Annotated in this window: 11 protein-coding genes; 6 read left to right on the forward strand and 5 right to left on the reverse strand. The window is 65.8% G+C overall.

Annotated elements, in window-relative coordinates; genetic code table 11:
* Positions 1-2: 2 nt before the first annotated feature.
* On the forward strand, positions 3-1,208 hold the full coding sequence (locus JMY28_RS30505) for an HWE histidine kinase domain-containing protein (protein WP_201699644.1): 1,206 nt from the start codon (positions 3-5) through the stop codon (positions 1,206-1,208).
* 81 nt (positions 1,209-1,289) lie between these two features.
* On the opposite strand, the gene JMY28_RS30510 is transcribed toward JMY28_RS30505, so the two are convergent.
* Positions 1,290-1,499: a hypothetical protein gene (locus JMY28_RS30510; protein ID WP_201699645.1), complete on the reverse strand. Its 210-nt coding sequence runs from the start codon at positions 1,497-1,499 to the stop codon at positions 1,290-1,292.
* A gap of 297 nt (positions 1,500-1,796) precedes the next feature.
* On the opposite strand from JMY28_RS30510, the gene JMY28_RS30515 reads away from it, so the two are divergent.
* The 3 genes from JMY28_RS30515 (at position 1,797) to JMY28_RS30525 (ending at position 4,755) form a co-directional block, all read left to right on the forward strand.
* Complete coding sequence (locus JMY28_RS30515; protein WP_201699646.1) at positions 1,797-3,026, forward strand: NRAMP family divalent metal transporter; 1,230 nt, start codon at positions 1,797-1,799, stop codon at positions 3,024-3,026.
* A gap of 229 nt (positions 3,027-3,255) precedes the next feature.
* Positions 3,256-3,948 carry a glycosyltransferase gene (locus tag JMY28_RS30520; RefSeq protein WP_201699647.1) on the forward strand — a complete coding sequence of 231 codons (693 nt, stop codon included), beginning with the start codon at positions 3,256-3,258 and terminating at the stop codon, positions 3,946-3,948.
* A 90-nt stretch (positions 3,949-4,038) separates the two neighbouring features.
* A complete protein-coding gene (locus JMY28_RS30525; RefSeq protein ID WP_201699648.1) occupies positions 4,039-4,755 on the forward strand; it encodes a PIG-L family deacetylase in 717 nt (238 codons plus the stop codon).
* An 8-nt stretch (positions 4,756-4,763) separates the two neighbouring features.
* On the opposite strand, the gene JMY28_RS30530 is transcribed toward JMY28_RS30525, so the two are convergent.
* The 4 genes from JMY28_RS30530 to JMY28_RS30545 are packed head-to-tail and all read right to left on the reverse strand — an operon-like array spanning position 4,764 to position 8,961.
* Positions 4,764-5,693: a cation diffusion facilitator family transporter gene (locus tag JMY28_RS30530; RefSeq protein ID WP_201699649.1), complete on the reverse strand. Its 930-nt coding sequence runs from the start codon at positions 5,691-5,693 to the stop codon at positions 4,764-4,766.
* A gap of 18 nt (positions 5,694-5,711) precedes the next feature.
* Complete coding sequence (locus JMY28_RS30535; protein WP_201699650.1) at positions 5,712-6,332, reverse strand: SAM-dependent methyltransferase; 621 nt, start codon at positions 6,330-6,332, stop codon at positions 5,712-5,714.
* Positions 6,333-6,346: 14 nt separating this feature from the next.
* Positions 6,347-7,411, reverse strand: coding sequence for an acyl-CoA dehydrogenase (locus JMY28_RS30540; protein ID WP_236597120.1), 1,065 nt, complete (start codon positions 7,409-7,411; stop codon positions 6,347-6,349).
* Positions 7,411-8,961, reverse strand: a complete 1,551-nt coding sequence (locus JMY28_RS30545) for an FAD-dependent oxidoreductase (RefSeq protein WP_201699651.1) — start codon at positions 8,959-8,961, stop codon at positions 7,411-7,413. The genes JMY28_RS30540 and JMY28_RS30545 overlap by 1 nt, the downstream gene beginning before the upstream one ends.
* A 175-nt stretch (positions 8,962-9,136) precedes the next feature.
* On the opposite strand from JMY28_RS30545, the gene katE reads away from it, so the two are divergent.
* Both katE and JMY28_RS30555 read left to right on the forward strand, forming a co-directional pair.
* The gene (gene katE / locus JMY28_RS30550; protein ID WP_201699652.1) at positions 9,137-11,233 is read left to right on the forward strand and encodes a catalase HPII; all 2,097 of its coding nucleotides are present in this window, start codon (positions 9,137-9,139) and stop codon (positions 11,231-11,233) included.
* A gap of 54 nt (positions 11,234-11,287) precedes the next feature.
* Entirely contained in the window at positions 11,288-12,100 is an 813-nt protein-coding gene (locus JMY28_RS30555) for a CHAD domain-containing protein (protein ID WP_201699653.1), read from the forward strand.
* Positions 12,101-12,156: the final 56 nt, after the last annotated feature.

A 12,156-nucleotide genomic window follows, 5' to 3' on the forward strand; every position in this document is an offset into this window, starting at 1 on the left:
GGATGATCATTGATTCTGTGCCGCCACAAGACCTGTACATTACCGCCGATCTGCATCGAAGAATTCCGAGGGTTACTGATTATCTCGGCGAAAAGCTTGCGCTTCAGGATATCGGAGGGCAAATGCTCGATCATCCTGAACAGGTCCTTCCGAGGCTCGTCGAGCGCGCCATGCAGATGACCGGCGCGACGTCCGCCGGGATCAGCGCTTTCGAGCCACAAGAAGGCACGCCAGGCATTTTTCGATGGCGAGACCTGTACGGCGATCTGGCGTGTTTCGAAGGGGCAACCACGCCTCGGAATTACAGCCCATGCGGGGTTTGCCTCGACCGTTTCGAGCCGACGTTGACGCGGCGCCCGGAGCGGTACTACTCATGGATCGCGGACGCGGGCGTGGTATGCCCGGAGGTACTTCTCGTCCCGCTCTATGTCGCGCACGGTCAGCCACTCGGCACCTTGTGGGTCGTCTCGGAAAAGGAGGGGCAGTTTGATAGCGGACATGCCCGAATCATGCGGGAGCTGGCCTCCTTTGCAGGGATCGCCCTCGCTGTCCTGCAGAATCAGCAGCAGCTACAGGATGCTCTCGCTCACCAGGAGCTGGTGAGCCGGGAAATGGAGCATCGCGTCAACAACGTATTCTTCGTCATTGATGCGATGATTCACGTGGGCAAACGCACCGCGACGTCAACGCCGGAATTTGCCGATACGCTTTCCGGGCGCCTGCAGGCATTGGCAGCCGCACATGCCCTTGTGCGTCGTGGTTTCGGACTTGAGCCTCCCGGCTCCCAGCGCCCGGCCGCTACCTTGCACGAGCTCGTCGATGCGATCTTCAAACCGTACGCGACAGCGAATCAAAGTCGCCGTACGGTGAATGGCAAGGATTTCGACCTTAACGGCCGCGCCATCACCAGTCTTGCGCTTGTGTTCCATGAACTCGCGACCAATGCGGCGAAATACGGCGCACTCTCCGCAGAGGCGGGCCACGTTTCATTGAGCTGGGAAGCGCAGGGCGAAACGCTCGCCATCCAATGGCTGGAAGAGGGCGGTCCGCCAATCACGGCAACTCCTGCGCATGAGGGATTCGGCAGCACGCTGTTGCGCAACACGCTCATCAGACAGCTGGGCGGCAATTTTGTTACACACTGGCGCGAGGCCGGCTTGACAGTCGAAATCTCCCTGCCGCTGATGAGACTCACGAACTGTTCTTGACCGGGCGCCGGGCGGCTGTGATTGAGCAAAGAGGGCACAAGACTATCAAAGCCCCCTGCTGCTTCGAGGGCCGGTACATCATCAGCGGCGCTGTCCAGCGACTGAGGTCTTCGCGGCCAGGCGTCGAACCACATCGTCGAGGTCGACCGGCTTGGTGAGGTGATGGTCGAATGCCGCCTCGGCTGTATCCGCGGTGAAATTGACCATCAGTGCGAGCGCCCAGCCGGTCGTCACGCGGGAATCGGCAACGTTCGTACTATCGGCTGCTGGCAAACGAAGGCGGGATTCCACTATCGGCACCCGGAGGTTCTGCCGAGCCGCTTCATGGCGCGCTTCCCATGCCGCCCGCGCGTGGCCCGTTGTGCAAGTCAGGCACCGCGCGAGATCCCGGGAACACGTGTTGCGCTCCCATGTGCCACTGCCGACCGTACTACGCCGCAGCGCCGATCGAAGATGACGTCGCGTGCCGGCCTGGTTTTGCACCGCAAGAACAATGTCACACCGTCTATGGAAACCGGCTGGGTCCTCCGGCCGCGGCGCCACCGTCTGAAACACAGCGACCGCCCGGCACATGCCTGGGCTGCCAATATGGGGCCGGGACTCGTCACGATCGGCGCAGACAATGACCCGAGTGGCATTTTCACCTACACCCTCGCCGGGGCACAGTTTGGCTTCGATCTGCTGTGGGTATGCGTGCTCTCGTATCCATCGATGGTTGCGCTCCAGCTGATTGCGACGCGCGTCGCGGCCGTGACGGGTAAGGGACTTACGGAGAACATGCGGACGTACTACGCGCGATGGCTATTCGCGCTCGCTGTTGCGCGTTTCCTTCTGGCTAACACGTTCAATCTGGTCGCAGACATGCTGGCGATGGGTGAGGCCGCGCGGCTCATGTTCCACGGACCCGTCGGTCTGTTCGCAGTCGTATTCGCGAGCGCATCGATGGCGCTCCAGTGGTGGGTGCCGTACGCGCGCTACGCGGGCATTCTCAAATGGCTTTCCCTCGCGCTGTTCTGCTACGCGGGTACGCTGCTCATGACGGGCGTGGCATGGCGCAGCGTGGCATGGCACAGCGTGATGCCACACGTTACCTGGTCGGAGGGCTTTCTGGCGATGCTGATCGCGGTACTGGGCACGACCGTGAGTCCGTATCTCCTGTTCTCTCAAGCTGAACAGGAGGTGGAGGCGGGAGCCCAGGACAGTGCCTCGGCTCATGGCGAAGACGCCCGGTCATCAGGAGAGTCACCGCAGTTGCGAAAGATGCGTCGGGAGACGTTCATCCGGACGCTGCTCTCAAATGCCGTCGGCGCGCTAATCCTCTGCGCAGCCGCGGTGACGCTGCACGGCGCGCAGGCGCCGTCCACTTCCACTCCCGATGCCGTGAAGGTGCTTCTTCCGGCCGTGCACGGGTACGCGGCACAGGTGCTCGGTCTCGCGCTTCTTGGCACGGCGCTTCTGGCGCTGCCACCGCTCGCCGGCTCTGCGGCGCACGCCGCCGCGAGCTCCTTTGGCTGGCCTCGTGGCGACCAGCGCGACCACCGCATCGCTCGTGTTCTCGTCGCGCTCATGGCAACGAGCGCCGTCGCCGCGTGGCTGCTTGGGACACTCGGCGTTGACACGATGACAGTTTGCTACTGGAGTGCGCTGGCCAATGGCATGACCGTGACGCCTGTGCTTTTTCTGCTCGTGCTGTTGAGTAGCCACCGCGCGGCCGTAGGCGAGCTGAAATCACATTTGTTCGTGCGCGCGCTCAGCTGGCTCGCGGTGATCGTCACGGGAGTCGTGTTGACCGCCCATACGCTGCTGCAGTTCTTCTGACGATAGCCGGATCAGGCAATGCCACGTCATACCACCCGCCACTGCCGTACGCAGCCGCGCTCGCGCTGCCTGCCGGCAGTACGGGACTGCGGTACGCCGGGCGCCTTCGCCTTGCGATCCCGGAGCGTGGCATCGGCGGGTACTGAAGTTGCGGATACGCTCGCGTGCGGCCCTCGAGGGCTCACTGGCGGCAATCACCTTCCCTCCAATGGCAGCCCGAGGATCTCGCATGATTGGCTTCGTCATTCCCGCGCACAACGAAGAGCGTCTGCTTGCGCCATGCCTCGCCGCCGCCCTGCAGGCCGCGCAACACGTCGCGCTGCGTGGCGAGCCGGTGCGCGTGCTCGTGGTACTCGACGCCTGTACCGACGGCTCGGCGGTCATTTCGCAACGCAAGGGCGTAGAAACGCTGACCATCGATGCCTGCAACGTGGGCGTCGCGCGAGCGGCGGGCGCGCAGTATCTGCTCGACGAGGGCGCACGCTGGCTCGCGTTTTCCGACGCCGATAGCCGTGTTTCGCCGGATTGGCTAGCCGCGCAACTGGCGCTGGATGTCGACGCCGTATGCGGGCCTGTGATGGTGGACGACTGGAGCCGCCATCCGGCGCACACACGCGAGGCATGGCAGCGGCGCTATCGCGACGCCGACGGCCATCGCCACGTGCATGGCGCGAACCTCGGAGTCTCCGCTAAGGCGTACCGGCGCGCAGGCGGCTTTGCGCCGCTCGCGTGTGGCGAGGATGTCGCGCTCGTCGAAATGCTGGGAGTGACGGGAGCGGTGATTGCATGGAGCGCCGCGCCGCGCGTCGTCACGAGCGCACGGCTCGACGCACGCGTGCAGGGAGGCTTCGGCGACACGCTCGCCACGTGGGCGCGCGGCGAAGCCGAGGACGGGGAGGCGCCCGAGATTGCCATGCCATAGGGCTATTCACGTTAGTAGACAAGATCGATTGGGCGCGAGCGCGCCGCTTCAATACGCAAATAGTGCCTTCGTAACGCCTAAAAGACCGCCATGCGAATCCCTTCCTTGAAGCCCGAAAAGCCTTGTGCCTCGCCGCCGCTGTTCGTGGTCTCCCCACATCTCGACGACGCGGTGTTCAGTTGTGCCGCGCTGCTCGCGGCGCATGCGGGCGCACGCGTTTGCACGGTGTTCGCGGGCACGCCCGCCGATAAGCGAAGGACACCGTGGGATCGCGCGGCCGGCTATGACGACTCGACGCAGGCCATGCGCGGCCGCTGGCGCGAAGACGATCGCGCGCTCGAATGTTGCGGCGCGCAGCCGCTGCGGCTCGATTTTCTCGACGGGCAATATGGCCCGCTACCCGATGTCGACGCGCTTACCGAGGCGCTGAACGTGGAATTCGGCCTGGCGCGCGGCTCGACGCTCGTCGTGCCCCTCGGCGTGCATCACCCAGATCATGTGCGCGTGGGCGAGGCATGGGTTGCGTTGCTGCGTGCGGGCCTGGTGGCGTCCTGCATCGTTTATGAGGATGCGATTCATCGCGCGGCGCCCGGCGCGGTGGCGAAGCGGCTGGCCGCACTCGGGGCTGCCGGGCTGCACGCGACGTCACTCGACGACACCTGGTCACCCGAGCGCCTCGGCGCACGCGCACAGGCGCTCCGGCTCGATGGCATTGGCGCGTATGAGAGCCAGCTGCGCGCATTCGGTGCGGGCTTTCCCGCCGATCTCGCAAGACCCGAACGCTACTGGCGCGTCGCGCGCACATAGCGCAAGGCTCACAAGGGATGCTCGCCGTGCTCGCGCAGCTCGGGCTCGAAGTACACCCAGCGCGCCGCCGGGAAAGCTTCCTGAAGCTCATTCTCGATGCGGTTGATGGTCCGGACGAGTTCGACGGCGTCGCGGCGTTCCGCGAGTTCGGCTTGCACCGCCACGAGCAGACTGTCCGACCAGCGCAGCACGACGAGGCTCACGATATGACCGATCTCGGGCCGCGCATCGAGCCACGCGCGCATCGATCTGCGAACGCTTGCGCGCGCCGCTTCGCCAACGATCAACGACTTGATCTCGCGTAGCGAGAACACGGCCGTCGCCATCATCACAAGCCCCACGCCGATGCTGCCGAGCGCATCGAACCCCGCCCAGCCGGTGAGGGCCGCGAGCCCGGTGCCCGCGATGGACACGAGCACGCCCGCGAGCGCGGCGACGTCCTCGCCGATCGAAAGCATGATCTTCAGTTCCCCGGTTTCGCGAAACCAGCGCCATAAGCCACGCACGCCGCCCGCGCGCCGCTTCCTGTCGATCGAGCGGATTGACGCGCGCAAGGCACCGCCTTCAACGAGCGCGCACACGAAGAGCACGCCCACGGCAACTTCGGGACGCTCCAAGGTGGCGCCATGCCAGAGCCGCCACGCGCCGATCGCCATCGAGACGAGGCCGCCCACGGTGAAAAACTGCAGCGCGACGAGCATGGCGTAAAAGTGCGTCTCTCGCCCGAAGCCGAGCGGATGCTGCTCATCGGGCCGACTGTGGGCTGCGCGCCGTCCGGTGATGAGGAACACCTGATTCAGGCAGTCGGCGCTGGAGTGGGCCGCCTCCGCGAGCGTGGCGCCGGAGTTCGTGTACGCGGCGGCGGCGAACTTGCGGATCGTGACCACGACATTCGAGGCGAGGGCGTAGTAGACGGCACGAGGGACCGAGGCTTGCATCTTGCGGGACGGGCGTGCTCAGCCCGTGCGTTCGCACTGTGCGACGCTCAGTGCCTCGGCGCTCCACACGTCGAGCAGAAAATCGGCATCTTCGGCATGCACGACACGATGCAATGAGGCGCGCTGTGCCTGCGATGCGAAAGCGTCGTGCACGTCGGCGCTATCCACCATCCACGCTTCGCCGCCGTGCCGCCAGTGACAGCACACAAGCGTGCCGTCCTCGTCCAGCGCCGCCGTAGCGAGTGCCGCAAGCGCCTCGCAACCCGCTTCGCCGAGGTAATAGGCGATCTCACTCACCACGATGAGATCGAAACGTCCAGCGGGCCACTCATCGGGCATGGCAAGGCGCTCCACGCGCACGTGTCCGAACGCCGCGAGCCGCAGGCGCGCGATCTGCACCGCGCGCGGCGCGAAGTCGGCGCACAGCAATGCGTCGCAGCGTGGCGCGAGCACGGCTGAGAGTTCGCCGCTCGCGCAGCCCGGTTCGAAGGCACGGCGGTAACGGGCGCGGGGCAGCGCTGCGAGCGTCAGCGCGCGCTTGCGCGCTTCGTACCAGCTCGTGCGGTAGCGCCAGGGATCGGCGTCTTGCGCGAATTGGGCGTCGAAGTAGCCGGCGAAGGACGAGGGTGCGCTTTCCATGGCGTCAGCGCGGCTTACAGCGCCCAGTCCTCGCCGGCAGCGGCGAGTTGCTTCGCGAGAGCCGCGAGATCGTGCTCGGCGTGGCTTTGGCGCACGAACACGGGGAGATCGGCCGCCATGCGCGCGAACCAGCGGTCGCGGCACAACGGTCCCGCGCCTAGCGAGCGCGCGCACGCGCGCAAGGTCGCGTCCACGGCGTTTTCCACGGCGGCGCGCACGCGCAGTGCGAGCGTCATCGCGTCGGCCTGCGGGCAGGCGTCGATCGTGTGCGCCGCTTCGCGCAGCAAGGCGCGCGCGGCGCATAGCGCAGTGTCCGCCGCGCCAAGGTGGGCGTTCAGATGCGGATCGTCGCGCCGTTGCGCCGCGTTGCGCAGCCGCACAGCAAGCGCGGCCGCGGCACCATACCAGCAGGCGGCGATGCCCGCGCCGCCGTGCCAGAAGCCGGGCCGGTTCAGGTACGCCCCGCTCGGGCCGATAAGCGTTGCGCGCGCGTCTCGCACGTCGATTTCCACACTTCGAGTCGCCGCCATGCCGACGGCTTCCCAGCCGCGTGCCGTCACGCTCACGCCGGGCTGATCGAGGGGGAGAGCGGCCAGCCAGTCGCGCCCCTCGTTGTCGACGCAAGTCACGAGCGCGTGCGTGACGAATGCCGCACCCGAGCACCAGGGTTTGATGCCGGAGAGCGATACCTGCTCTCCATGCGTCGAGGCGAAGCTCAACTCGTCATGCGGCGAGCGCGCGGCCCACACGGCCCAGATTTCGGGCTGGGCATCCCCAGCGGGAACCGCACGCGGCATTGCGAGTTCGGCTTGGATGGCGAGCGCGTCGGCGTGCGCCTCGTAGATTTTCACGAGTGAAAGGTCATAACCCGCGAGGGCCGCCAGAAACTGCCAGCGCGCCAGCGTCCGGCCGCCGCCGGGCTGCGGAAGCGAGGGGTACGCTGCGATGACCTGGCGCGCAGCACGGGGGAGCGTCAGCGCATCGAGCGGCAGGGCGAGGCCCTGAAGCAGCGCAGGAAAATCTGCCGGGCTACGATCGGCGGCGGGCGAGTGTGCGGAAATTCGTGCGTGCGGTTCCATCACAGCCCCAGGATGGACCGCGCCGAATCGATGGATAGATGCTCGCGCATGCGCACGCTCAGCAGCGCCATCTCGCGCTCATAGCCACAGGCAAGCGCCGCCTGGAGGTGGCCGAGGCGGGAGTAGAGGATACCGAAGCGTTCGTCTCCGGGACGACCCGATATCACCAGGTCGTCCCAATGGTCGGCATGGCCCAGGTAATCGATGCGCCGGCCGTAGTGCTCGGTCCAGAAAAACGGCACGCCTTCATAGCGCACGTTGTGACCCAGCATATTGAGCGCGGCAATACGCGCCTGCTGCTGGGCGACGCGCCAATGCTCGATGCGGATCCACTGCGGCGTACCAGCCGCGCTGTCCAGTGGAAAGCGCGCGATGTCACCCACGGCATAGACGTCCGGCATGGCACGCATCGTTTCATCGACAGACACGCCGCCGTCCTCGTCGAGCTCGATGCCGGTCACGAACTGCGTCGCGGGACGCACGCCGATTCCAGCGATTACCGCCTTTGCACGAAGCGCGCCTCCATCGTCGAGGCAGACGGCTTCGACATCATGCGCGCCCTCGAAGCGCGATGCCTTTGAGCGCCGGAACACGACGCCGTTCGCCTCATGCCATTCGCGAAACAGCGCGCCCACGCGCGCGCCGAGCGCTCGCTGCAACGGCAGGCCGCCAGGGGCGACGATCGTGACTTCGACGCCGCGCTTGCGCAGGGCCGAGGCCGTTTCGAGGCCGATGAAGCTGTCGCCCAGAATCACGGCGTGCTCGCCGGGCGAAAGCGCGTTGAGGATAGCCGCGGCGTCGCCCACATTGCGCAACGTGTAGATTCGGCCGAGGTCCGCTCCAGGTACGGCGGGGCGCGTAGCGGCCGAACCACATGCAATCAGCACCGCATCGAACGTGGCGACGCGGCCATCGGCGAGCGTCACCTGTTTGGTTGGGACATCGAAGCGCTTGACTTCGACATGTTCGATTCGCATGCGCGGGTCGCTCTCCACCGATCCGGGCAGGATGGGCGGGACATCGTCGGGCGCCATCTCGCCGGCGGGTACGAATTTGCTGAGGCAGGTGCGGTCGTAGGGCGCCTGCGGCTCGGCTGCGAACATCGTGACCTCTGCGTCACAGTCGCTTTCGAGCAGTGTGGCGGCGGCAGCCGCGCCCGCCGCGCCGCCGCCGATGATCGCGAAACGCCGCGCTGCGCCACCATCCGCGCGAGCGATGGGCATCACGCGTGGGCGCTTCGGCTCCAGTTCGACGAACACCCCGTCGCCATCAACGCGCACGGGGTACGTGGAGAGCCCTTCGAGCGCGGGCGGTTCGAGCCAGCGTCCATCGTCGATCGAGAAAACCGCCTTGTGCCATGGGCAAACGATGCGGCCCTCGCATAACGCGCCCTGGTCGAGCGGCGCGCCAGCGTGCGGACAATTCCCGGTGAAAGCGCGAATCTGCCCGCTGGTGTTGACGAGCAGGACCGGGGTGCCCTCGATTTCGACGCGCCGCATTCCCTGCGCTGGCAATCCCGCCATGTCCATTGCCTTGATCCAGCCAGCCATCACGCACTCCCGTTCGCTCGTTCTTGCGGGGGCAGCCCGCAAACGGCGTGCCGTGAAACGCGTCTGGCGAAATGGACAACCGAAACATGCGAAGAGAACGCAAAAAATGGCGCAGCGGCACATCGCTTGCGCTCCTGGGAGGCCAGTCGTCCCGAGCATCCACGAGGAGCCTCCCATGCCACACCGCAATCGCCCCAACGGCAAGCGTTCAGGTGCCGACGCGAAATCGCAAAGCCTCGAGTCGTTCCGCGCGCACGCGGACGGCGAGGCGCTGCGCACGAACCAGGGCGTGACGATCGCTGATAACCAGAACACGCTGCGCGCGGGCCCGCGCGGCCCGTCGCTGCTGGAAGATTTCATCATGCGTGAAAAAATCACGCACTTCGATCATGAACGCATTCCGGAGCGCATCGTGCACGCGCGCGGCTCGGCGGCGCATGGTGTGTTTCGCGTGTACGAGTCGCAGTCCGAACTGACGCGCGCTGACTTTCTACAGGACCCGGCGAAGGAAACACCTGTGTATGTGCGCTTTTCTACGGTGCAGGGTCCGCGCGGCTCGTCGGACACCGTGCGCGACGTGCGCGGCTTTGCCACGAAGTTCTATACGGAAGAGGGTAACTTCGATCTGGTCGGCAACAACATGCCCGTGTTCTTCATCCAGGACGCGATCAAGTTTCCCGACTTCGTGCATGCCGTGAAGCCCGAGGCGCCCGATGAAATGCCTACTGGGGGAACGGCGCACGACACGTTCTGGGACTTCGTCTCGCTCGTGCCGGAGAGCGCGCACATGGTCATCTGGGCCATGTCCGATCGCGCGATCCCGCGCAGCCTGCGTACGATGGAAGGCTTCGGCGTGCATACGTTCCGCTTCATCAACGGAAAGGGAAAAGCGCGCTTCATCAAGTGGCACTGGCGGCCCGTGCTGGGTTCGTACTCGCTTCTCTGGGACGAGGCGCAGAAGATCGCGGGCAAGGACCCCGATTTCCACCGGCGCGATCTCTGGCAGGCAATCGAGCGCGGCGACTATCCCGAGTTCGAGCTCGGCGTGCAGGTCATCGAAGAGAGCGACGAGCATGCGTTCGGCTTCGATCTGCTCGATCCGACCAAGCTGATACCGGAAGAGCTGGTGCCGGTAAAGATCATCGGCAAGATGACGCTCAACCGCAATCCCGACAACTTCTTTGCCGAAACCGAGCAGGTCGCGTTCCATCCTGGACATATCGTGCCGGGTATCGACTTCACGAACGATCCCTTGCTGCAGGGGCGTTTGTTCTCGTATACCGACACGCAGATCAGCCGGCTCGGCGGCCCGAACTTCCACGAAATTCCGATCAACCGGCCCGTTTGCCCATTTCAGAACAACCAGCGCGACGCCATGCACCGGCAGACCATCAACGTGGGCCAGGCGTCGTACGAGCCGAACTCGGTGAGCGAGGGTTGGCCAAAGGAAACGGCGCCGAAGGACGGCGGCTTCGAGAGCTACCAGGAGCGCATGGATGGCGTGAAGATTCGCGTGCGTAGTGAGTCGTTTGCCGACCACTTCTCTCAGGCGACGCTGTTCTACAACAGCATGTCCGAACCGGAGAAGGCGCACATCCAGGCCGCCTATGCGTTCGAGCTGGGAAAGGTCACGAAGCCCGAGATACGCGAGCGCACGGTCAATGAGATTCTGGCGAACATCGACGCCGATCTTGCCGCGAACGTCGCGCAGGCGCTCGGCCTGGCGAAGCCGAAGCGGGGCAGCAAGCCGGGCAAGCCCGAACCAGCCAGTTCGCCCGCGCTCAGCCTGCTCAATCGCGGGCAGCCCGGCATCAAGACGCGGAAGATCGCTGTGCTTACCGCCCCGGGCGCGGACGCGGCACTGCTCAAGCAGTTGCGCGATGCGTTCGCGAAGGAGGGCGCAACCACGCTCGTCGTCGCGCCCACGCTCGAGCCGATCGGCGATATCGCGCCTGATGCGACGATTGCGGGCATGCCTTCGGTCATGTTCGACGCGGTGTTCGTGCCTGGCGGCGAAAAGGCCACCGAGGCGCTCACGCAGTCGGGCGACGCGCTTCACTTCGTGCTCGAAGCGTTCAAGCATCTCAAGGCGATTGGCGCGATCGATACGGGCCGACTGGTGCTCGCGGCCGCGCAGCTTCCCGATCAGGCGGAGGGTGTGGCGACCGGCGACGATGCCGATCTCAAGCGCGTGCTCAAGGCATTCATCGAGACGGCGGCGCAGCATCGCGTCTGGTCGCGCGCGGCGCAGGCGCAGGCCGTGCCGGCCTGAATGGGGGTGCATTACGAGGCGACGGAGACCGGCTTCTCACCGCGGGAGGTACACATGAACCCACAGGACAATCGGCGCAAGGACGCCCAAGGGGCGTTCTCCCGTTACGCGAGGCCACTTGTCGACGAGGCGATTCAGCGTGCCGCCCATCTCGATCCCGAGGCAGAAGACCTGCACAAGCTGCGCGTTGCCTTGCGCCGGTTGCGAACGCTGTTGTGGGCCTGGCGGCCGCTGCTCGGGAGCGAGTTCGTCGAGCTGGAGCGCGCGTACCTCAAGCGAGCGGCGGCGGCGGCCGGCGAAGCGCGCGACTGGGATATCGCTATTGCGCTGCTCGATGCCGATGGCGCACAACTGGATGGCGAACGAGCAGAGGCTGCGCGCCGCGAGGCCCGTCAACGAGCCACGCTGACGCTTTCCGGCGCCGACCTGAAGCACACGTTGCCCGACACGCTGCACAAGGTTCACCGCGAACTGAACACCGCGCCGCGCCGCACGAGCGTCAAGCGCCTCGCCCGCGAGCGTGTGCGCGCAGCACGGCGAACCTTGCGAAAGCGCATGCGGCGCGCGCGGGGCGCAAAGCGCAGCGATTATGGCGCCTGGCACGAGGTGCGCAAGGGCGCAAAGAAACTGCGCTATCTGCTGGAATTCTTCGAACCCATTTTGCCGCGCCGCGAGACACGCTATTTGAAGCCGCTCAGGAAGCTTCAGAATCGATTCGGCCTGCTCAACGATGCCGTCGCTACCGAGCACCTCGTCGCGAACCATCGCGAAGTCTTCGCCGACGAAGCGAGCGCGAACGCCGCGCTCGCGTTGCTCAAGCGGGAGCGCAAACGCCGCCGTCGCGCAGCGGCGAAACTGCTCGGCTAGCGCGTCGCGCCGGGTTCGACGCTTGCGCCATCGGTGCGTGGCAGACCGGTTGGTAG

Origin of the sequence: Paraburkholderia hiiakae (assembly GCF_904848665.1) — a bacterium.
Taxonomy (GTDB): domain Bacteria; phylum Pseudomonadota; class Gammaproteobacteria; order Burkholderiales; family Burkholderiaceae; genus Paraburkholderia; species Paraburkholderia hiiakae.

What these genes read in the sequence shown, in the direction of transcription:
- JMY28_RS30505 (WP_201699644.1), top strand. Translation starts at nt 3, where the DNA reads ATGATCATTGATTCTGTGCCGCCACAAGACCTGTACATTACCGCCGAT.
- JMY28_RS30515 (WP_201699646.1), top strand. Translation starts at nt 1,797, where the DNA reads ATGGGGCCGGGACTCGTCACGATCGGCGCAGACAATGACCCGAGTGGC.
- JMY28_RS30520 (WP_201699647.1), top strand. Translation starts at nt 3,256, where the DNA reads ATGATTGGCTTCGTCATTCCCGCGCACAACGAAGAGCGTCTGCTTGCG.
- JMY28_RS30525 (WP_201699648.1), top strand. Translation starts at nt 4,039, where the DNA reads ATGCGAATCCCTTCCTTGAAGCCCGAAAAGCCTTGTGCCTCGCCGCCG.
- JMY28_RS30530 (WP_201699649.1), bottom strand. Translation starts at nt 5,693, where the DNA reads ATGCAAGCCTCGGTCCCTCGTGCCGTCTACTACGCCCTCGCCTCGAAT.
- JMY28_RS30535 (WP_201699650.1), bottom strand. Translation starts at nt 6,332, where the DNA reads ATGGAAAGCGCACCCTCGTCCTTCGCCGGCTACTTCGACGCCCAATTC.
- JMY28_RS30540 (WP_236597120.1), bottom strand. Translation starts at nt 7,411, where the DNA reads ATGGAACCGCACGCACGAATTTCCGCACACTCGCCCGCCGCCGATCGT.
- JMY28_RS30545 (WP_201699651.1), bottom strand. Translation starts at nt 8,961, where the DNA reads ATGGCTGGCTGGATCAAGGCAATGGACATGGCGGGATTGCCAGCGCAG.
- katE (WP_201699652.1), top strand. Translation starts at nt 9,137, where the DNA reads ATGCCACACCGCAATCGCCCCAACGGCAAGCGTTCAGGTGCCGACGCG.
- JMY28_RS30555 (WP_201699653.1), top strand. Translation starts at nt 11,288, where the DNA reads ATGAACCCACAGGACAATCGGCGCAAGGACGCCCAAGGGGCGTTCTCC.